The organism is Streptomyces pseudogriseolus (genome assembly GCA_002154585.1).
Taxonomy (GTDB): domain Bacteria; phylum Actinomycetota; class Actinomycetes; order Streptomycetales; family Streptomycetaceae; genus Streptomyces; species Streptomyces pseudogriseolus.
Genome location: MUNG01000091.1, coordinates 1 through 17,974, shown reverse-complemented (window position 1 = coordinate 17,974; position 17,974 = coordinate 1). Strand labels below are relative to the sequence as shown.

18 protein-coding genes are annotated in these 17,974 nt (G+C 73.0%); 10 read left to right on the top strand and 8 right to left on the bottom strand.

Annotated features, from left to right (window positions below; translation table 11 throughout):
• The coding region (locus tag CCN29_RS09625; RefSeq protein WP_442538290.1) for a sugar kinase at nt 1–758 on the bottom strand (758 nt) is incomplete at its 3' end.
• A gap of 159 nt (nt 759–917) precedes the next feature.
• On the opposite strand from CCN29_RS09625, the gene CCN29_RS09620 reads away from it, so the two are divergent.
• Both CCN29_RS09620 and CCN29_RS09615 read left to right on the top strand, forming a co-directional pair.
• Entirely contained in the window at nt 918–2,189 is a 1,272-nt protein-coding gene (locus CCN29_RS09620) for an alanine racemase (RefSeq protein WP_086680987.1), read from the top strand.
• A 12-nt stretch (nt 2,190–2,201) separates the two neighbouring features.
• Nucleotides 2,202–3,812, top strand: a complete 1,611-nt coding sequence (locus CCN29_RS09615) for an N-acyl-D-amino-acid deacylase family protein (RefSeq protein WP_086680986.1) — start codon at nt 2,202–2,204, stop codon at nt 3,810–3,812.
• A gap of 30 nt (nt 3,813–3,842) precedes the next feature.
• Here the strand turns inward: CCN29_RS09615 and CCN29_RS09610 are convergent, their stop codons facing one another.
• The gene (locus CCN29_RS09610) at nt 3,843–4,781 is read right to left on the bottom strand and encodes a S1 family peptidase (protein ID WP_006132125.1); all 939 of its coding nucleotides are present in this window, start codon (nt 4,779–4,781) and stop codon (nt 3,843–3,845) included.
• A 343-nt stretch (nt 4,782–5,124) separates the two neighbouring features.
• Here CCN29_RS09610 and CCN29_RS09605 point away from each other — a divergent pair, with 343 nt between their 5' ends.
• Both CCN29_RS09605 and CCN29_RS09600 read left to right on the top strand, forming a co-directional pair.
• On the top strand, nt 5,125–6,336 hold the full coding sequence (locus tag CCN29_RS09605) for a pyridoxal phosphate-dependent aminotransferase (RefSeq protein ID WP_006132126.1): 1,212 nt from the start codon (nt 5,125–5,127) through the stop codon (nt 6,334–6,336).
• Nucleotides 6,337–6,454: 118 nt separating this feature from the next.
• Nucleotides 6,455–6,880 (top strand): SCO4983 family protein, encoded by a 426-nt coding sequence (locus tag CCN29_RS09600; protein WP_086680983.1) that lies wholly within the window; start codon nt 6,455–6,457, stop codon nt 6,878–6,880.
• A gap of 106 nt (nt 6,881–6,986) precedes the next feature.
• On the opposite strand, the gene CCN29_RS09595 is transcribed toward CCN29_RS09600, so the two are convergent.
• Nucleotides 6,987–7,952: a zinc-binding dehydrogenase gene (locus CCN29_RS09595; RefSeq protein ID WP_086680981.1), complete on the bottom strand. Its 966-nt coding sequence runs from the start codon at nt 7,950–7,952 to the stop codon at nt 6,987–6,989.
• Between the two features lie 80 nt (nt 7,953–8,032).
• Here CCN29_RS09595 and CCN29_RS09590 point away from each other — a divergent pair, with 80 nt between their 5' ends.
• Nucleotides 8,033–8,671 carry a TetR/AcrR family transcriptional regulator gene (locus CCN29_RS09590; protein WP_369152009.1) on the top strand — a complete coding sequence of 213 codons (639 nt, stop codon included), beginning with the start codon at nt 8,033–8,035 and terminating at the stop codon, nt 8,669–8,671.
• On the opposite strand, the gene CCN29_RS09585 is transcribed toward CCN29_RS09590, so the two are convergent.
• Nucleotides 8,649–9,083 (bottom strand): hypothetical protein, encoded by a 435-nt coding sequence (locus CCN29_RS09585; protein ID WP_086680998.1) that lies wholly within the window; start codon nt 9,081–9,083, stop codon nt 8,649–8,651. The genes CCN29_RS09590 and CCN29_RS09585 overlap by 23 nt on opposite strands.
• A 176-nt stretch (nt 9,084–9,259) precedes the next feature.
• Between CCN29_RS09585 and CCN29_RS09580 the strand changes: the two genes are divergently transcribed.
• Nucleotides 9,260–9,859 carry a DUF6058 family natural product biosynthesis protein gene (locus CCN29_RS09580; protein WP_031060465.1) on the top strand — a complete coding sequence of 200 codons (600 nt, stop codon included), beginning with the start codon at nt 9,260–9,262 and terminating at the stop codon, nt 9,857–9,859.
• A gap of 73 nt (nt 9,860–9,932) precedes the next feature.
• Here the strand turns inward: CCN29_RS09580 and CCN29_RS09575 are convergent, their stop codons facing one another.
• Both CCN29_RS09575 and CCN29_RS09570 read right to left on the bottom strand, forming a co-directional pair.
• A complete protein-coding gene (locus CCN29_RS09575; protein WP_031017063.1) occupies nt 9,933–10,808 on the bottom strand; it encodes an alpha/beta fold hydrolase in 876 nt (291 codons plus the stop codon).
• A gap of 171 nt (nt 10,809–10,979) precedes the next feature.
• The gene (locus tag CCN29_RS09570; protein WP_006132133.1) at nt 10,980–11,834 is read right to left on the bottom strand and encodes a helix-turn-helix domain-containing protein; all 855 of its coding nucleotides are present in this window, start codon (nt 11,832–11,834) and stop codon (nt 10,980–10,982) included.
• An 85-nt stretch (nt 11,835–11,919) separates the two neighbouring features.
• Between CCN29_RS09570 and CCN29_RS09565 the strand changes: the two genes are divergently transcribed.
• Complete coding sequence (locus CCN29_RS09565; protein ID WP_031017064.1) at nt 11,920–12,705, top strand: SDR family NAD(P)-dependent oxidoreductase; 786 nt, start codon at nt 11,920–11,922, stop codon at nt 12,703–12,705.
• Nucleotides 12,706–12,855: 150 nt separating this feature from the next.
• Here the strand turns inward: CCN29_RS09565 and CCN29_RS09560 are convergent, their stop codons facing one another.
• A complete protein-coding gene (locus CCN29_RS09560) occupies nt 12,856–13,242 on the bottom strand; it encodes a MerR family transcriptional regulator (RefSeq protein ID WP_086680991.1) in 387 nt (128 codons plus the stop codon).
• A 107-nt stretch (nt 13,243–13,349) separates the two neighbouring features.
• On the opposite strand from CCN29_RS09560, the gene CCN29_RS09555 reads away from it, so the two are divergent.
• The gene (locus CCN29_RS09555) at nt 13,350–14,165 is read left to right on the top strand and encodes an SDR family oxidoreductase (protein WP_086680979.1); all 816 of its coding nucleotides are present in this window, start codon (nt 13,350–13,352) and stop codon (nt 14,163–14,165) included.
• Here CCN29_RS09555 and CCN29_RS09550 read toward each other — a convergent pair.
• Nucleotides 14,107–14,820, bottom strand: a complete 714-nt coding sequence (locus tag CCN29_RS09550; protein WP_228731404.1) for an NUDIX hydrolase — start codon at nt 14,818–14,820, stop codon at nt 14,107–14,109. The two genes, CCN29_RS09555 and CCN29_RS09550, sit on opposite strands and share 59 nt — an antisense overlap.
• 223 nt (nt 14,821–15,043) lie before the next feature.
• Here CCN29_RS09550 and CCN29_RS09545 point away from each other — a divergent pair, with 223 nt between their 5' ends.
• Together CCN29_RS09545 and CCN29_RS09540 are read left to right on the top strand one after the other, a co-directional pair.
• On the top strand, nt 15,044–16,210 hold the full coding sequence (locus tag CCN29_RS09545) for an AAA family ATPase (protein ID WP_086680977.1): 1,167 nt from the start codon (nt 15,044–15,046) through the stop codon (nt 16,208–16,210).
• Between the two features lie 7 nt (nt 16,211–16,217).
• Nucleotides 16,218–17,858, top strand: a complete 1,641-nt coding sequence (locus tag CCN29_RS09540) for a VWA domain-containing protein (RefSeq protein ID WP_086680974.1) — start codon at nt 16,218–16,220, stop codon at nt 17,856–17,858.
• Nucleotides 17,859–17,974 lie beyond the last annotated feature (116 nt).

Below are 17,974 nucleotides of genomic sequence, written 5' to 3'. Positions count from 1 at the left end.
CGAGCGGGGGGACCCCCATCGCCTCTGGGGGTACCTCCCAGGCCTTCAAGGCACTGGGGGAGGCACGACTGCCCGCGACTCGCGCAGAACGCGACCGCCCCCTCCGCGCCCTGCTTGACCACCAGCACAGTCGGTTCGGGGAGCGCCTCCCGGATGGCCGTCGGGCCGCCCCTCAGGCCCCAGGCTTCCTCCGCCTCGTCCTCGCCCACGAAGACGATGTCCGCTCCCCGGGCCAGGTCCAGCAGGACCTCCGGGCCGTATGCCTCGCCCCACAGGCCCGGGCGGTGGTTCACGTCGAAGGAGATCAGAGGGCGCCCCGCCCGCGGGGCGGTCAGTTCGCGCATCAGGGCCAGGCAGTCCGGCGAGAGTGCCGCCGTGATGCCCGACAGGTGCAGCACGCGTCCCGCCCGTACCGCGTCCAGGTCCACGCCCGTCGGTGACATCGCCGACGCGGCCGAGCCCGCCCGGTAGTACGCGACCTCGTGGGCGTCGTCCGCGCGGTCGCCGGCCGTGCGGAAGTAGACACCGGTGGGGCGGTCCGGGTCGCGGCGGACGTGGGAGACGTCGACGCCGTAGCCGCCGATCGCCTCGACGAGGTGGTCGCCGAAGCCGTCGGCGCCGACGCGGCTGACCCACCGGGTGGTGTGGCCGGCCGCCGCGAGCGCGCACGCCACGTTGGACTCCGCGCCCCCGATCGACCGGTGGAACGCGGGGACGTCGGCGAGGCGGCCGGGTCGGGAGGGCAGGAACGTCACCATGGACTCGCCGAGCGCGACAACGTCCACGGCGTGACTCCTTCTCTTCTGCGGGTGGGGCGGTCTCCGTTGACCGCACGTGGCCGAGATGTTAGACAGCGTTAAGCGATATACGCAATGGATGTTGCACAGATTGCAACACGCCTGATCAGGGAGGTTCCGATGGTCCTCGACGCTCTGGCCCGCCTCACCGAGGAACGGGTCGACCACCGTTTCAAGGGCCTCCCGCCGGACGCCGCCGGCCTGACCGTCGGCGAGCTGGCCGCGCAGCGCCGGAACCTCTTCACGGGCGGTTTCACCACACCCGTGCTCGCGCTGTCCGCCGAGCGTCTGGAGCACAACCTGGCAGCGCTGGAGACGTACGCCGAACGGCACGGGCTGGCGTTCGCGCCGCACGGCAAGACCTCCATGGCGCCGCAGCTGTTCCAGCGGCAGATCGAGCGGGGCGCGTGGGGCATCACGCTCGCCGTTCCGCACCAGGCGCGGGTGGCGCGGGCGTACGGGATCCGCCGGATCTTCCTCGCCAACGAGCTGGTCGACGCGGCGGCGCTGCGCTGGGTCGCCGCCGAGCAGGACGCCGACCCCGCCTTCCGGTTCGTCTGTTACGTGGACTCCGTGCGCGGGGTGGAGCTGATGGACGCGGCGCTCACCGCGAGCGGCGCCTCCCGTCCCGTGGACGTCGTCGTCGAGGTGGGCGCCGGTGAGGGGGCGCGCACCGGGGTGCGGACGGAGGCGGAGTGCGCCGCCGTCGCCGACGCGGTGGCGGGCGCGCGGACCCTGCGGCTGGTCGGGGTCGCCGGGTACGAGGGCGAGGTGCCGGGGGCCGATCCGGAGCGGGTGCGGGCCTGGTTGCGGCGGCTGGTGGCGCTGGCCGTCGACTTCGACAAGGCGGGGCGGTTCGCGGGGCTGGACGAGATCGTGGTGAGCGCGGGCGGCAGCGCCTGGTTCGACGCGGTGGCGGACGTCTTCGCGGAGGTCCCGGAGCTGTCGGCGCCGGTACTGAAGCTGCTGCGGTCGGGCGCGTACGTGTCGCACGACGACGGGCACTACGAGCGGCTGACGCCGTTCAACCGGGTGCCGCGGGAGGGCGGTCTGGAGCCGGCGTTCCGGCTGTGGACGCAGGTGGTGTCGCGGCCGACGGCGGAGCAGGCGTTCACCAACGCGGGCAAGCGGGACGCGGCGTACGACCTGGATCTGCCGGTGGCCAAGGTGGTGCGCCGGGACGGGGCGGAGCGGCCGGCGACGGGGATCGAGGTGACCGGTCTGTCCGACCAGCACGCGTGGCTGCGCACTTCCGGGGAGGCGGACCTGGAGGTGGGAGACTGGGTGGGTCTCGGTCTGTCCCACCCCTGCACGTCCTTCGACAAGTGGGTGCTGATCCCCGTGGCGGAGGCGGACGGCACGGTGGTCGACTACATCCGTACGTTCTTCTAGGAGGGCCGGCGCATGGAAGAGCTCGTCATCCGGGACGCGGACGTCGTCGACGGCTCCGGCGACTACTCGTACCGCGCGGACGTGGTGGTGGACGGCGGACGCATCGTCTCCATCGTGAAGGAGGCGGCGGACGCCGGCTGTCAGCGTCCGAAGGCGCGGCGCGAGCTGGACGCGGAGGGGCTGGTGCTGGCCCCCGGCTTCATCGACATGCACGCGCACAGCGACCTCGCGCTGCTGCGCGACCCCGACCACAGCGCCAAGGCGGCGCAAGGCGTGACGCTCGAAGTCCTGGGCCAGGACGGGCTGTCGTACGCGCCGGTGGACGACCGGACGCTGGGCGAGGTGCGGCGGGCGATCGCCGGGTGGAACGGCTCCGGCGACGACGTGGACGTCGACTGGCGTTCGGTGGGCGAGTATCTGGACCGGCTGGACCAGGGCATCGCGGTGAACGCGGCGTACCTGATCCCGCAGGGCACCGTGCGCGCGCTCGCCGTCGGCTGGGAGGACCGCGAGGCCACGCCCGACGAGCTGGACCGGATGCGGCAGTTGGTCGCGGAGGGCATGGAGCAGGGCGCGGTCGGCATGTCGTCGGGGCTGACGTACACGCCGGGCATGTACGCCCCGGACGCCGAACTGACCGAGCTGTGCCGGGTGGTGGCGTCTTACGGCGGCTACTACTGCCCGCACCACCGCTCGTACGGCGCCGGCGCGCTGGAGGCGTACGCGGAGATGGTGGCCCTGACCCGGGAGGCGGGCTGCCCGCTGCATCTCGCGCACGCCACCATGAACTTCGGCGTGAACAAGGGCCGGGCGCCCGAGCTGCTGGCGCTGCTCGACGAGGCGCTGGACGCGGGCGCCGACATCACCCTGGACACCTATCCGTACACGCCGGGCTGCACGACCCTGGTGGCGCTGCTGCCGAGCTGGGCGAGCGAGGGCGGCCCGCAGGAGATCCTGCGGCGGCTCGCGGACGACGGCACGGCCGAGCGGATCCGGCACCACCTGGAGGTCACCGGCTCGGACGGCTGCCACGGCGTGCCGGTGGAGTGGGAGACCATCGAGATCTCGGGCGTCGGCGACCCGGCGCTGGGTGAGTACGTGGGCCGTACGGTCCTGGAGTCGGCGCGGGCGCGCGGGGAGGAGCCCTGGGCGGTGGCGCGGGAGCTGCTGCTGAAGGACCGGCTCGCCCCGACGATCCTCCAGCACGTGGGCCACGAGGAGAACGTGCGGGAGATCATGCGCCACCGGGTGCACACGGGCGGCTCGGACGGCATCCTCCAGGGCGCCAAGCCGCACCCGCGCGCGTACGGGACGTTCCCCCGCTATCTGGGCCACTACGTGCGGGAGCTGGGGGTGCTGTCGCTGGAGGAGTGCGTGGCGCATCTGACGTCGCGCCCGGCGGCGCGGCTGCGGCTGCCGGACCGGGGTCTGGTCCGCGAGGGCTACAAGGCGGACCTGGTGCTGTTCGACCCGCGGACGGTGGACGCCGGATCGACCTTCGCCGAGCCCCGGACGCTGCCGACGGGCATCCCGTACGTGCTGGTCGACGGGCGGTTCGTGATCGAGGACGGGCGGCGCACGGACGTGCTGGCGGGGCGGGCGGTGCGCAGGAGTCCGCGCTGACCGCCCGCCCCGCGGGGCTCGCCGGGCCCGTCAGGGCTTGGGCACGGTGCAGCCGCTCGCGCTCAGGTCGAGGCGGTTGCCGGTGGTGAAGCAGGCGGTGAAGGGGTAGGTCTGCTGGGCGTAGTTGATGCCCTGGCGGACCGTGACGCCGCCGTTCTCGTCGACCTCGCACGGGTTGTTGACCGTGCAGCGGCCGCCGTCCTCGTTGCCGGTGTTGTTGACGGCGACCACCTGGCCGGTGGCGTCGTCGACGACCGGGGAGCCGGAGGTCCCGCCGATGGTGTTGCAGGCGGAGGTGTAGCGGACCGAGTCCTTCCAGGTCCAGTCGCCCTCCTTCAGCCGGTACGCGAAGCCGTCGACGGAGCAGCTGTAGATCCGCTTCCAGTAGCCGGAGACCACGCTGATGGCGGTGCCGGCGGCGGGGCGGCTGCCGCTGAGGGTGAGCGGGTCGATCCCGTACGCGCTCTTGATCTGCGCGTACGTGGTGTTCAGGCGGTAGATCGCCGCGTCGGTGTCGGTCATGGTCGCGTAGACCAGCCGGTCGGCGCGCAGGGTGGCGACCTTGGCGCCGGAGGCGTTCAGCAGGCCGAAGGTGCGGCTGGACGCCCGGTCGGTGAGGACCTGGCCGGGCGCGGGGAAGCCGCTTTCCAGGCAGTGGCCGTTGGTGAGGACCAGCGCCGGGGCGGAGGCGGCCGAGTCCGGCATGCGGACGACGGAGCCGGAGCAGTTGCTCAGCGAGACGGTGCCCGCGAAGTTCACCGCGCCGGCCTTCGGCGCGGTGAGCCCCGACAGGGTGTCCGCGACGGCCCCGACCGTGTCGTTGACGAGATCCGTCAGTGGCGACGTGGCCGGGGCCGTGCCCGTGGTCGTGTCCGCGCCCGTGGGGGATGGCGCGGCGGCGACCGCGGGGGTCGCGCCCGCCCCGGCGAGTGCCAGGGCGCAGAGCGCGACGACGAGAGGTTTTCTCATGGGGGTCCCCTCAATGCGGCGTCGGGCGGCCGGATATCCTCCGGCCGCCCACAAAGTTGTCATGCGCATTGTCAGCACGGCGACGCGTGAGGGGCAAGGCTTTGTTTCCCGCCGGTAACCGAACGCGGCACGGCCCTCAGCCTGACCCGGCCGCATGGAGAAAGGGGAGACCGGGGCGGGGAGGCTCGGTGTGAAGGTCATGAAGGCGCACACCCGGCCCGCACCCGGAAGACACCCGGTCCGCACACCCCGGCTCACCCCGAGACAAAACCACCCGAACCGACGCGTCTCACGTGGCGGAAAACACGGCCCGAAGGGCCATACCGGGCCGTAAGCTCCCAGCATGCAGGTGATCCAGTCGACCAAGCTCGCCAACGTCTGTTACGAGATCCGGGGCCCGGTGCTCGAGGAGGCGATGCGGCTGGAAGCTGCCGGTCACCGCATCCTCAAGCTGAACACGGGCAACCCGGCGGCGTTCGGCTTCGAGTGCCCGCCCGAGATCCTCGAGGACATCCTCCGCAACGTGTCCTCCGCGCACGGCTACGGCGACGCGAAGGGCCTGCTGGCCGCGCGCCGGGCCGTCGTCATGCACAACCAGACGCTCGGCATCGAGACCGACGTCGAGCACGTCTTCATCGGCAACGGCGTGTCCGAGCTGATCGTGATGGCGATGCAGGGCCTGCTGGACGACGGCGACGAGGTGCTGGTCCCCGCCCCGGACTACCCGCTGTGGACGGCGGCCGTCTCCCTCTCCGGCGGCACGGCGGTGCACTACCGCTGCGACGAGCAGTCCGACTGGATGCCGGACCTCGCCGACGTGGAGCGCAAGGTCACCGACCGCACCAAGGCGATCGTCATCATCAACCCGAACAACCCGACCGGCGCGGTCTACGACGAGGCGGTCATCAAGGGTCTCACCGACATCGCCCGCCGCCACAACCTGCTGGTCTGCTCGGACGAGATCTACGACAAGATCCTCTACGACGACGCCGAGCACATCCCGACCGCCTCGGTCGCCCCCGACCTGCTCACCCTCACCTTCAACGGCATGTCGAAGGCCTACCGGGTGGCCGGCTACCGGGTGGGCTGGATGTCGGTCTCCGGCCCGCGCGCCCACGCCGACTCCTACATCGAGGGCCTGACGATCCTGGCGAACATGCGCCTGTGCGCGAACATGCCGGGGCAGCACGGGGTGGTCGCGGCGCTCAGCGGACGCCAGACGATCAACGACCTGGTGCTGCCCGGCGGACGGCTGCGCGAACAGCGGGACACGGCGTACGAGCTGCTGACGCAGATCCCGGGCGTGAGCTGCGTGAAGCCCAAGGGCGCGCTGTACCTCTTCCCGCGGCTCGACCCCGACGTCTTCAAGATCAAGGACGACCGGCGGATGGTGCTGGATCTGCTGCGCCGCGAGAAGATCATGGTCGTGCAGGGCACGGGCTTCAACTGGCCCGAGCCGGACCACTTCCGGGTCGTCACCCTCCCCTCGGTCACGGACCTGCGGGACGCGGTCGGCCGCATCGCCCGCTTCCTGGACGGCTACGGCCAGCACTGACCGTTCCCCGCGCCGAGGGCTGACCGCTGCTCTGAGGGTCGATCACTCTCGACCACGACTCAACTTTAGACAGAATCTAAGCTAGGATGGCTTCCTGTCAGCATCCAGGAGGCCATCCATGTACGAACCGATCCGCTCCAAGTCGGTCCACAGCACGATGGCCGGCCCTGACGACTTCCCGCACCGGTCCCGTGAGGAGGAGCTGGACATCCAGCTCGCGGGCCATCTCGCGGCGCTGCTCGCCGTCACCGACGAGCTGCGCGTGACAGCGCCCTCGGCCGATCTGGACACGGCGGCCGAGCGGCTCACCCAGGAAATCACCCGCCTGCGGGGAGGACGTACGCCGGCCCGTGCGACGACGTCCTCGCGCGGCCGCGAGGCGGACGCCACGGCCCTGCACCGCAGGGCGCACGCCCTCGCCGGACGCGCCCTGGTCGTCGCCGCGTCCCGCGCGGACACGGCGGCGGCGATCCTGGCCGCCGAGCGGATGGACGCACACACCGCGGCCCTGAAGCCGCGCCCGCTGGCGTCCTCCGCCCACTGAGCCCTCTCGGGGCTCTCCCTTGTACGGCCCCGGTCCGCGCGCACCCGCAGCGACGCGCGGACCGGGTGCCCTCACGTCCCGGCCCGGGGCGCCTGCACACCCCCGCTCACGGTGTGAGCACCACCCGGCCGAACACCTCCCCCGCGTCCATCGCCCGGTGGGCGTCCGCCGCCCGGCCCAGCGGCAGCACCGCGTGCACGACGGTGCGCAGGTCCCCGCGCGCGGCGTCGGCGAACTGTTCCGCGCGGACGGCCCGGCGGTCGGGGCCGGGGACGGTGTCGGTGCTGAAGGTGGCGAACGTCAGCGACTTGCGGAAGTCCCGCAGCAGCCGCGTGCCGAAGTCCTCCGGCGGCTGACCTCCCACGACGCCGACCAGCACGTACCGCCCGCCCGCGTGCAGCGTGTCCAGGACGTCCGGCATCCCGGGTCCGCCGACCACGTCGACGACGACGTCGAAGCCGGTCGGTGCGTCCGGGCCGCCGCCCTGGCCCGACCGGTCCAGGACATGGGTCGCCCCCAGCTCCCGCAGCCGCGCGCCCCGCTCCTCGGACGACGTGGTGACCGCGACCGCGCCCGCGCCGCCCCGGGCCGCGAGCTGGACCGCCGTGATCCCGATGCTGCCCGCCGCACCGCGCACCAGCACGGTCTCGCCGGGCGCGAAGTGGGCCTTGCGCAGGGCGAAGTGGGCCACGAGCCCGGAGCCGCCCAGCGTCACCGCGTCCGCGCCGGTCAGGCCGTCGGGCAGCGCGAGGACGTCCTCGACGCGGGCGACGGCCTGCTCGGCGTATCCGCCGGACAGCCCGGTGAACGCCCACACCCGCCGCCCGGTCCACGCGGCGTCGACGCCCTCCCCCACGGCGGTGACGGTTCCCGCGACCTCGCTGCCGAGGAGATGCCCCTCCCGGAACCCGTAGGCGGCGAGGGCGCCCCGGCGGATCACGGCGTCCACCCCGCCCACCCCGATCGCCTCGACAGCGACCAGCACCTGCCCCGGCCCCGGTTCCGGCGCGGGAAGGTCGACGACCTCCAGCCCTTCCGGGTCCCCGAACGCCCTGATCACCACGGCTTTCATCTCCGCTCCTTAAGGTCGGTGGCAGCACCGCCGTCGGACCGTAACGGACGCCCGCGTCCGTTTGAGCGAAGTGAGAGACGATGACCGCCGAAGTGACTCACCCCCTGCGCTCCGACGCCCGCGACAACCGGGCCCGCATCCTGGACGCCGCCCGCACGGTGTTCGGCGAGGAGGGGCTGGGCGCGCCGATGCGTGAGGTCGCGCGGCGGGCGGGGGTCGGCCCGGCGACGCTGTACCGGCACTTCCCGGCCAAGCGGGACCTCCTGACGGAGACGTTCGCCGAGCAGCGGCGGGTGTGCCGTACGGCCGTCCGGGAAGCCCTCGCGGACCCGGACCCGTGGCACGGCTTCCGCACCGTGATCGAGCAGATCTGCGAACTGCACGCACACAGCCGGGGGTTCGCGGACGCCTTCATGGCGGCGTTCCCCGAGGTGATGGACTTCGCGGCCGACCGGGAGCAGTCCCTGCGCGCGGTGGCCGAACTGGCCCGGCGGGCCCGGGAGGCCGGCCGGCTGCGACCGGACTTCGTCGTGGACGACCTGGTGCTGGTCCTGATGGCCCACCGGGGCCTCCAGGACACACCGCGCGACGCGAGGGTCGCCGCCTCCCGCCGCTACGCGGCCTATGTCATCGAGGCGTTCCGCGCACCGGGGGCGGTCACCCCCCTCCCCCCGGCGGCGCGCCTCGCGGGTGCCCTCACTCGTACGACACAACGGTGAGCCCGTAGCCGGTGCTCATGAAGTCGACCCACAGATACATGTCGCCCTTCGCGAAGCTGAGTTCGCCGGGCTCGGCTTCCGGGTCCGGGCGCCAGCCGTCCTGTCGCGCCGCCGTCCGGTAGTGCGCCGCCACCTCGGCGCGGGTGCCGGGGAAGGCGTAGGTCCGCGTGGTGGACACCACGACGTCCCCGCTGTCCGCGAAGCAGTGCGGTGCGTCCTCCTCGGCCCCCCGGGTGACGGTCGCCCGGTCGGGCCGGGAGTCCAGGATGCCGAGGGCCCCCACCTCCCTGACCCGGGACTCGGTCCCGTCACAGTCGCGGGTGAGCTCCATCAGCGAGCAGCCGGTGAGGGCCGAGGCCATGAGCGCGGTGGCCAGGATCCGGCTCACCGTGCGGGTGCGGGCGGTCTTCACGGACAAGCGGGGCTCCCGGGGCGGTCGTTGTGAGGCTTCCGGAGAGGTATGACCCTTCGGCGCCGCCCAGGGTTGCGGACGTTTCGCCGACAGTTCGGCAACCGCCGAAGCGTTCGGACCGTAGCGTGCCGAGTCCCGCGCGGAAGTGGCCCGCGCTCGTGACCTGGAGGTTCCCCGTGCCGGAGAAGGATGCGAAGCAGCAGCTCGTGGAGCGGTTCCGGGAGGTCAACGGGGACCATCCGATGACCGCCGCGGACGACGCCTATGTCAGCGCGCAGTTCGTCACGCTGGAGGACCTGTGCGCGGTACAGGGCCGCGACGCCGATGAGGTCCGCCGGCTGATGCTGGACGGGCGTCTCCCTCTTCCGGGATATCTGCGGTCCGACGGCGCCGAGATGGTGCCGGCCGATCTGTTCGCGCTCGCCGACGAGGCCGGCGGCGTCGACCGCCTCGAAGCGTGGTTCACCGCTCACTGGGCCGACCCGGCCGCTGGGAAGGCGGAGTGGGACGCGTATCTCAGCGGCCAGTACGTGTGCCTGCACTCGGTGACCCCGGCCACCATCCGGCGGAAGGACCGGTTGACGGCTGCGATCGGTGCCGCCGTGGACGAACCGGACGCCGGTTCGGTGCGGTGGACGGAGCGGCTGCACGCCCTGGTCGACGAACTCGACGCGCTGGAACCGGCGTTCACGGCCTACGACCGCCTCCGCTTCGGCGGACCCACGTCCCGGGACACCTGCATCGACGCGGTACGGGCCCGCTTTCCTCGCGGGTGACCCGGGCCCGGACGGGGGCGGCGCTCGCGAGTCGGTCGAGACGCCCCGCCGCCCGGGCGGCCGGGCGTCCGGGTCAGCTCGCCGTGGATCCGAGCGTCAGCATCGCCTCGGCGACCGCGCCGGCCGCCGGCTCGGGGAGCGCGGTGGCGGCCTCCTCCAGGACGAGCAGCCGTGCCCCGGGGATCTCGCGTGCGATCGCCTCGCCGTTGCCGACGGGGAAGAACCGGTCGCGGCGGCCGTGGACGACGAGCGTGGGGACGCCGATCTCGGGCAGGCGCTCGCGCCAGCGGGGTGCGCAGTCGAGCCGGGAGAACACCATGCCCAGCTGGTTGGCCATCTGGACCGCCGGTGCTGTGCCGGGCGTACGGTCCCAGATGCGCGCGGCGACGGCGCGTGCCGTCTCCGGGTCGTCGCCGAGGATCTCCGCACCGGCGGCGGCGAAGTGCGCGACCGCCTCACGGTCGCTCCAGTCCGGCATCGCGTGGGCGAACAGCCGGCTCATCGTCGCCCGGTCGTGGTCGGGGAGGTCGTCGTCGGACGGGCCGGGGGCGACCGCGCGGGTGCCGACCAGCGTGAGCGCGGAGAACGCGCCCGGATGATCGAGCGCGGCCACCTGGGCGACCATGCCGCCGACGCCGATCCCCGCCAGGTGAGCGGGCCCGCCACCGAGTACGCCCGCGAGGGCAGCCGCGTCGGCGGCGAGGTCGCGCAGGGTGTAGGCGGGCGCCTCCGGATCCGCCGTCGTCGACTCCCCGCTGTCGCGCAGGTCGTAGCGCACGGCACGGCGCCCGCCGGCGGCGAGCCGCTCACAGAGCGCGTCGGGCCAGGAGAGCATCGTCGTCCCGCCCACGAGCAGGACGAGGGGAGCGTCGTCGTCACCGAACGACTCGACGCCCAGGGTGATCCCGTTGGCGTCGACGGTGGTGGTGGTACCAGTGATGCGCGTCATGACACGGCAGACTCCGTCCGCCACCCGAACTCATCGCTTACGGTCCGGTCCGCATCACGTGGGGCCGGAGCCGGACGTCGAGTGCGGCACCGACGTCAGGGCAGTTCCGGATGGTGTCGAGGAAGGCGCGCAGCACCGGGGAGTGGTCGCGGGCCGCGGTGGGCCGTACGGCTATGGGTGATACGGGGCGGCTGAGGGGCCGAGGACGCTCAGGAGGGCCAGTGCTTCGGCGCTCGGGGATCCCAGCGGGGCGCTGTAGAGCACGAGGTGTTGGTCGCGGTCGGTGAGTGCGAGTGTGTCGCAGTCGACGGTGATCTCCCCGACGGCCGGGTGACGGAAGGACTTCGTCAGCGTCGGCGCGGCCTGGACGTCGTGCCGTTCCCAGAGCCGGGCGAAGTCCGCGCTGCCCCCGCGGAGGTCGTCGACGAGGCCGGTCACCGCGGGATCCGCCGGGTAGCGGGCGAGGGTGGCCCGCAGTTGCAGCACCACGTGGTGGCGGAACTCGGCGGCGTCGGAGATCCCGTACAGCGGCGCACCGGCGTGCTGCGGGGCGAGGAATGCCCGGCGGGCGAGGTTGCGGTCCTCGGGGGCGAGCGCGGCGAAGTCCTCCATGAGAGCGGCTGTGAGGTCGTTCCAGGCGAGCACCTCGAAGGTGGCGGACACGACGAAGCCGGCCGTCTGCGGCAGCCGTTCGAGAAGGGCGAGGATGCTCGGGCGGACGTCACGCCGGTGCAGTGCCACACGGTTGGGCGCGGTGCCCGCCAGGACGTGGAGATGATCCGATTCGGCGTCCGTGAGCAGCAGGGCGCCCGCGATCCCGGCGAGGACGTCCCCTGAGGGCCGTGATGCGGCTCTGCCTTGTTCGAGGCGGATGTAGTACTCCGTGGAGATGTGTGCCAGGACGGCCACCTCCTCCCGCCGAAGGCCCGGCGTCCGCCGTCGCGGGCCCGGAGGCAGACCGACGTCCTGGGGGCGCAGCCGTTCGCGACGGCTGCGGAGGAAGGCGCCCAGCTCCTGCTTGTTCATACTCCGAGTCTGCTCGATCCGCGGAGCGGCATCCTGGTACAGCTTGTGCCTGTATCGGGTCGGCGGACCGGCGAACACTCGAGCCATGACCACCGACACGGACATCACCCCCATCGGCCTGCTGAACGACAAGGTCGTGCTCATCACCGGCGCCAGCCGCGGCATCGGCGCCGCCGCGGCCCGGCTCTTCGCCCGGGAAGGCGCCAAGGTCGTACTGACCGCCCGCAGCACCGACGCCCTCGAGCGGCTCGTGACCGAGATCCGCGCCGGCGGCGGCGTCGCCGATGCGACTCCGTTGGATCTCGCCGACGACGCGAGCATCCGCGCCGCGGTCGATCACGTCCGGCAGCTGCACGGACGGCTCGACGGCGCCTTCAACAACGGCGCGTTGCCTCAGCGGCAGGTCGGCCCGGTCGACACGACCGGCGAGGAGGACATCGACGAGCAGTTCGCCGTGAACTTCCGCTCGCACTGGATCGCCATGAACGCCCAGGCCGCCCTCATGCGACAGGGCGGAGGAGGGGCCATCGTGAACACCTCCAGCATCGGCAGCCGCCGCGCCAATCCCGCCCTGCCCGCCTACGGGGCCATGAAGCGCGCGCTCAACAGCCTCACCGAGACCGCCGCGGTCAACTGGGCTCCCGCCGGCATCCGGGTGAACGGCATCACCCCCGGCGGCACCTCCACCGAGATGATCGACACCTGGGAGGCGGCCACGCCCGGCATCATCGAGCAGTTGACCGCGTCGATCCCGCTGGGCCGGATGGCCCGCCCGCATGAAGTCGCCGAAGCGGCCGCCTGGCTGCTCAGCGACCGCGCCTCGTATGTGACCGGCGCGATCCTGCCGGTCGACGGCGGCGCGGGCGCCTGACCGGGGCGACGCCTGCGCCGCCGTCGCTTCCATTCCCAGATTCACGCGGCGTAGGCGCGGCCGATGGCCGCGTGTTCGCCCGGGACATTCATGGCGCGTGAGGACGGGGTCGATCAGCCGACCCGAGAAACGCGGGACGGAACCCAGTAGTCAGGCCGTGGCGGCGAGTGTGTCGTCACGCTGCCGGGCGAGGTGGTCTGCCGCACCGACCATCAGTGCGTCGAGGTGCTCGCGCGTGGCGAGCAGGGCGGAAATCTGCGCGTCGATACGCTCGCGCTCACGTCGCATCACGTCCAGCGCCTGCACGGTGATGTCGCCCGAGGGAGTGTCGACGCACGGCAGCAGCGTGGCGATCGTCTCGCTCGACAGGCCACCGTCGAACAGCCGACGCAGCAGGCGTACGCGGTCCACCGCGTCATCCGCATAGAGCCGCTGCGCACCCGCCGTCCGGGTGGAGGTCAGCAGGCCACACTGCTCGTAGTACCGGAGCGAGCGGATGCTGACGCCCGTGCGGGCGGACAGCTCGCCGATGCGCATCCGCCGGTCATCCTTGCCCACTGTGACCTCCGCCACTTCCTGTTGAACCTGACATCTATGTCAGATTCTACGCTGCGACCGGAACCGCAACAGGAAAGGACACCATCGTGGAGATCGTGGGATCGGTCGCTCTGGTCACCGGGGCCAATCGCGGGCTCGGCAGGGAATTCGTCGAGCAGCTGAGAGAGCGGGGTGCCAAGAAGGTGTACGCCGCCGCGCGCGACACCAGCACCATCACGACGCCGGGCGTCGTGCCCGTGGCACTGGACGTGCTCGACCCGGAAAGCATCGAGCGGGCCGCCCAGCAGACGGGGGACGTCACCCTGCTCGTCAACAACGCCGGGATCGCGACCGGCCAGAACCTCATCCGCGGCGACCTTGCGGAGGTCCGCCGGGAGATGGAGGTCCACTTCTTCGGCACGCTGTCGGTCACCCGTGCCTTCGCCGACATCCTCGGCGGCAACGGTGGCGGGGCCGTCATCAACGTCCTGTCGGTGCTGTCCTGGTTCTCCTGGGACGGGGCAACGTCGTACTCGGCCGCGAAGGCGGCGGAGTGGAGCCTGACCGCCGGCACGCGCGTCGAACTGGCCGGGCAGGGCACGCAGGTACTGGGCGTGCACCTCGGCTCCGCCGCCACCGACATGACGGCCGACTACGACGGGCCCAAGCTCACGCCGAGCGAGGTCGTCGGGGCCACGCTCGACGGTCTGGCCGACGGCGCGGTCGAAGTCCTCGCGGACGAGTGGAGCCGGACCACGAAGGCCGGCCTCGCCCAGGACCCGGCGGAGTTCTACGCCGCGGCCGTGCGCCCCATCCAGAAGCGCACGGCTTTCGCGGCGGAAGGGCAGGAAGACGGCACCGGCGTCAGGATTCGGCGTGACGGCGTAGGACCGGGGCCAGACAGGGCACGTGCGGGCCGGTGAGGTCCGTCAGATCGTCCGGGGAGCGGACGAGGACGAGCCGGTCGAGTTCGGGGGTGCGGCCGAGCGCGTGCTCGGTCTCCGTGAGGGACGCGTGGCGGGCGAACAGCCGGTCGGCAGGGTGAGGCGGGGCCTGGAACAGGATGCCGGCACTGTTGTTCGGCTGCCGTATGACCAGCCAGGGGGTGAGGTCGTCGGCGGGTGTGTCGACGCCGGTCTCCTCGGCCAGTTCACGGGCCGCGTGGCGGCGCAGGGCGGTCATGTCCAGAGGTTCGCCGTCCGGCGGGGGTTCGACCGTGCCGCCCGGGAGCTGCCAGCGGCCGGGGAACGTGGTCCAGGACGCCATCCGGCCCACCAGCAGCCGCCCGTCGTCCGAGGGTTGCGCGACCGACACGAACAGGGACGGCAGCCGTACGGTCGCGCCGGGCAGTCCGCGCGGGACGAAGTGCCGGTACGTCGCCCGGACCCAGGTCAGGACGAGGCCGTCGCGTTCGTCGTGGGTCAGGTTCGTGCACCCGGCCACCGGTCCGTCGAACAGGGCGGGGTTGGCCCGCACGGCGGCGGCCCAGGCCTCGTCCATGGCGCCACGGTCCCGCGGTGACAGCCGCGGCGGTGGGGCCTCCAGCAGTCGGAGCCGGCCGGCGTCGAAGAGATCCACACCGGGACCGTATCCCGCGATTCCCGGTCAGCTCGGCCCGACGCGGAGGAACGTCCGGTTCACGTGGGCCGTCGCCCGGGAGGGATCCCCGCTGACGTAGTTTCGTTTCGGGGAGACCGGCCGTCACCCGGGCCAGTCAGGGCCGTCACAGGCGAGGAGCGGTACATGGACGACGGGCGGGACGCGGGGGCACCGGGGCCACGGAGGCCCCAGGAGGACACGGTTGCGTGCGATCTGTGGCGAGCTGTCGACGCGCTTCTTCGAACGGGACGACGTCGTACGGACGCTGGTGGTGACGCTGCTCGCCGGGCAGCACTCGCTGGTGCTCGGGCCGCCCGGGACCGCGAAGTCCGAGCTGGCGCGGGAGCTGACGGGCCGGATCGACGGGGCCGCCTACTGGGAGATCCTGCTGTCGAAGTTCACCGCGCCGACGCGGATGTTCGGGCCGATCGACGTGGCCGCGCTGGCGCGGGGCGAGTACCGGCAGGTGTACGACGGGCGCGCGACCACCGCGCACGTGGCGTTCATCGACGAGATCTTCAAGTGCTCGACGGCCGCGCTGAACGAGACGCTCGGCTATCTCAACGAGCGGATCTACCACCCCGAGAACGGCGGCCCCCCGATCCGCTGCCCGCTGATCGGCGCGATCACCGCGAGCAACGAACTCCCCGACGGGGAGGACTCGGCCGCGATCTACGACCGGCTGCTGGTGCGGATCGAGGTCGGTTACCTGGAGGACCCGTCGAACTTCGCCGCGCTCGTACGGTCCGCCGTCGGCCGGCCCGCCGAACCCGCGCCGCGCACCACCCTCGAACTGGCAGCGCTCCAGCGCGCGGTGGGCGAGGGCGTGCCCGCCGTGGACGTGCCCGACGCGATCGTGGACGCCGTGGTGACGCTGCGGGCAGCCTTGCGCCGCAAGGAGCTCGTCGCCTCCGACCGGCGGTGGCGGCAGGCGGTCGCGCTGCTCCAGGCGTCCGCGTACCTGGACGGGCGGACGGCGGTCGCGGAGACCGACCTGTCGGTGCTGACGCATGTGCTGTGGGACTCCCCCGCCCAACGCCCGGTCGTGGAGCGGGAGGTGCTGAACCTGGTGAACCCGGACGCCCGCGAGGCGCTCGACCTGGCCGACGTGATCGAGGAGCTTGAGGCGCAGCTCGACGCGATGGCCGGGCAGTCGCGGGAGGCGCTGAGCGAGTGGGTCATCAAGAACGCCCACCACAAGCTCGCCATGGCGGGCAAGCGGCTGGAGCGGCTGCGCGAGGAGGCGGCGGGCGCTGGCCGGTCCACCGCGGCCATCGACCGGGTCACCGGCCGCCAGCGCGCGGTCCGCGCCCGGGTCCTCACCGAGGCGCTGGGCGTGGACGCGTCCATGGTGCCGACCCAGCTCTGAGGCGCGCATGGACGAGGAGACCCAGCGGCTCGACGCCCCCCAGCCGCTCGACACGCTCACGCGGCGGGCCGGCCGGTGGCTGGCCCGGTCCGCCGCCCCCGCCGAACGCCACACCACGGCCGTGGTCGCCGACCCCTACGACCGGGTCGCGTGGCGCGACGTGTACGCGCAGTCGGCGGCGCTCCGCGAGCTGGCGGCGCAGCTGCTCACCCGGCACGCGTACGCGCCCGACCTGCTGGCGGACGTGTTCCTGTGCGCGTACCAGGCCGCCCCGCGCCTGCGGGACCGGGCGGTGATGGCCCCGTCGCACCTGCTCCACCACCAGGTCGTGGCCGCGCTGACGCAGTCCCCGGACTTCGCCGCGCTGCACCGGGACACGGCGGGCGACGCGTACGCCGCCGCCCTGGCCGTACTCGCTCAGTCGTCCGCGCTGCGCGGGCTGCTGGAGCGGTCGCGGGAGGCGAGGGAGCGGTCCGGGCGGGCGGACCAGGCCCGGCAGCGGGCGGAGGCCGCCGCGGCCGACGTGGGTGAGGCACTGCGGCAGGCCGCCGAGGCGGCCGGTGGGCAGGGGGAGGTGCCGGCCCCGGCCGTCGCCGCTGTGCGCCGGGCGGTGGAGGCGGCCGAGGCCGCCGAGGACGAGGCCCGGCGGGAGGACGGCGCCGCGGCGCAGGCGATGGCGGCGGCGGTCCCCGGCATCCGGTCGGCCGCCCGCACCGCCGCGTCGGCGGCCGCGGAGGCCGTCCGGCAGGAGGCCGCGCTGATGCGGGCGTGGGGCGTGGAGGCGGGCGAGACGGAACGGATGCCGTTCGACGAACGCGCCCGCCTCGCCGAACGGCTGCGCTCCGGGCGGCTCGCCGCGTGGGCCGACCTGATCGGCCGCTTCCGGCAGATGGCCGCCGGCGAGCGCGCCCGCAGGGTGGAGAACGCCACCGGCGAGCTGGTCGGCGTCACCCTTGGCGACGATCTCTCGCGCGTCATCCCCTCCGAACTGGCGGTCCTCGGCGTCCCGGAACTGCGCGCGGTGTTCGCCGCCCGCTATACCGCCGGGGAGCTGATGCTGTACGACAGCCGGGGCGAGCAGAGCACCGGCAAGGGCGCGATCGTCGCGTGCGTGGACACGTCGCACTCCATGTACGCGGAGGGGCCCGGCGGGATCACCCGGGAGGCGTGGTCCAAGGCGTGTGCGCTGGCGCTTCTGGACCAGGCGCGCCAGGCCGGCCGGGACTTCGTCGGCATCCTGTTCTCCGCCGCCGACAAGCTCCAGGTCTTCCGCTTCCCGGCCGGCCGGCCCGCCCCCGTGACGGAGGTCCTGGACTTCGCGGAGACCTTCCTCGGCGGCGGCACCGACTTCCAGCGCCCGCTGGGGACGGCCGCGAAGATCCTGGAGGAGGAGTTCGACGACGCGTCCCGGGCACGCGGCGACATCGTCCTGATCACCGACGACGCCTGCGAGGTCTCGGAGAACTGGACGCGCGCGTGGAACGCCGTCAAACGCCGCCTGGACTTCCGCCTCTTCGGCATCGCCGTCGCCACCCCCGACACCGCCACCGCCACCGGCTCGGTCCTGGAGTCCCTCTGCGACAACCTCCGCACGGTCGACGACCTGACGGACGTCCACACGACGGCGGACCTGTTCCGCGTGATCTGACCCGGTCCGGCCGCGCGTCGGGGCGGGACGCCGAACGCCCCGGTCCGAGTGGAACCGGGGCGTCCGTCGGTCTCGGCACGTTCGTGAGCCCCTGGGCGGGCCGTGCCGAAGGGGGC

Excerpts from the sequence above, each read along its gene's own strand:
- CCN29_RS09620 (WP_086680987.1), top strand. The coding sequence starts at position 918 with ATGGTCCTCGACGCTCTGGCCCGCCTCACCGAGGAACGGGTCGACCAC.
- CCN29_RS09595 (WP_086680981.1), bottom strand. The coding sequence starts at position 7,952 with ATGAAAGCCGTGGTGATCAGGGCGTTCGGGGACCCGGAAGGGCTGGAG.
- CCN29_RS09605 (WP_006132126.1), top strand. The coding sequence starts at position 5,125 with ATGCAGGTGATCCAGTCGACCAAGCTCGCCAACGTCTGTTACGAGATC.
- CCN29_RS09590 (WP_369152009.1), top strand. The coding sequence starts at position 8,033 with ATGACCGCCGAAGTGACTCACCCCCTGCGCTCCGACGCCCGCGACAAC.
- CCN29_RS09570 (WP_006132133.1), bottom strand. The coding sequence starts at position 11,834 with ATGAACAAGCAGGAGCTGGGCGCCTTCCTCCGCAGCCGTCGCGAACGG.
- CCN29_RS09610 (WP_006132125.1), bottom strand. The coding sequence starts at position 4,781 with ATGAGAAAACCTCTCGTCGTCGCGCTCTGCGCCCTGGCACTCGCCGGG.
- CCN29_RS09600 (WP_086680983.1), top strand. The coding sequence starts at position 6,455 with ATGTACGAACCGATCCGCTCCAAGTCGGTCCACAGCACGATGGCCGGC.
- CCN29_RS09575 (WP_031017063.1), bottom strand. The coding sequence starts at position 10,808 with ATGACGCGCATCACTGGTACCACCACCACCGTCGACGCCAACGGGATC.
- CCN29_RS09565 (WP_031017064.1), top strand. The coding sequence starts at position 11,920 with ATGACCACCGACACGGACATCACCCCCATCGGCCTGCTGAACGACAAG.
- CCN29_RS09560 (WP_086680991.1), bottom strand. The coding sequence starts at position 13,242 with ATGCGCATCGGCGAGCTGTCCGCCCGCACGGGCGTCAGCATCCGCTCG.
- CCN29_RS09615 (WP_086680986.1), top strand. The coding sequence starts at position 2,202 with ATGGAAGAGCTCGTCATCCGGGACGCGGACGTCGTCGACGGCTCCGGC.
- CCN29_RS09540 (WP_086680974.1), top strand. The coding sequence starts at position 16,218 with ATGGACGAGGAGACCCAGCGGCTCGACGCCCCCCAGCCGCTCGACACG.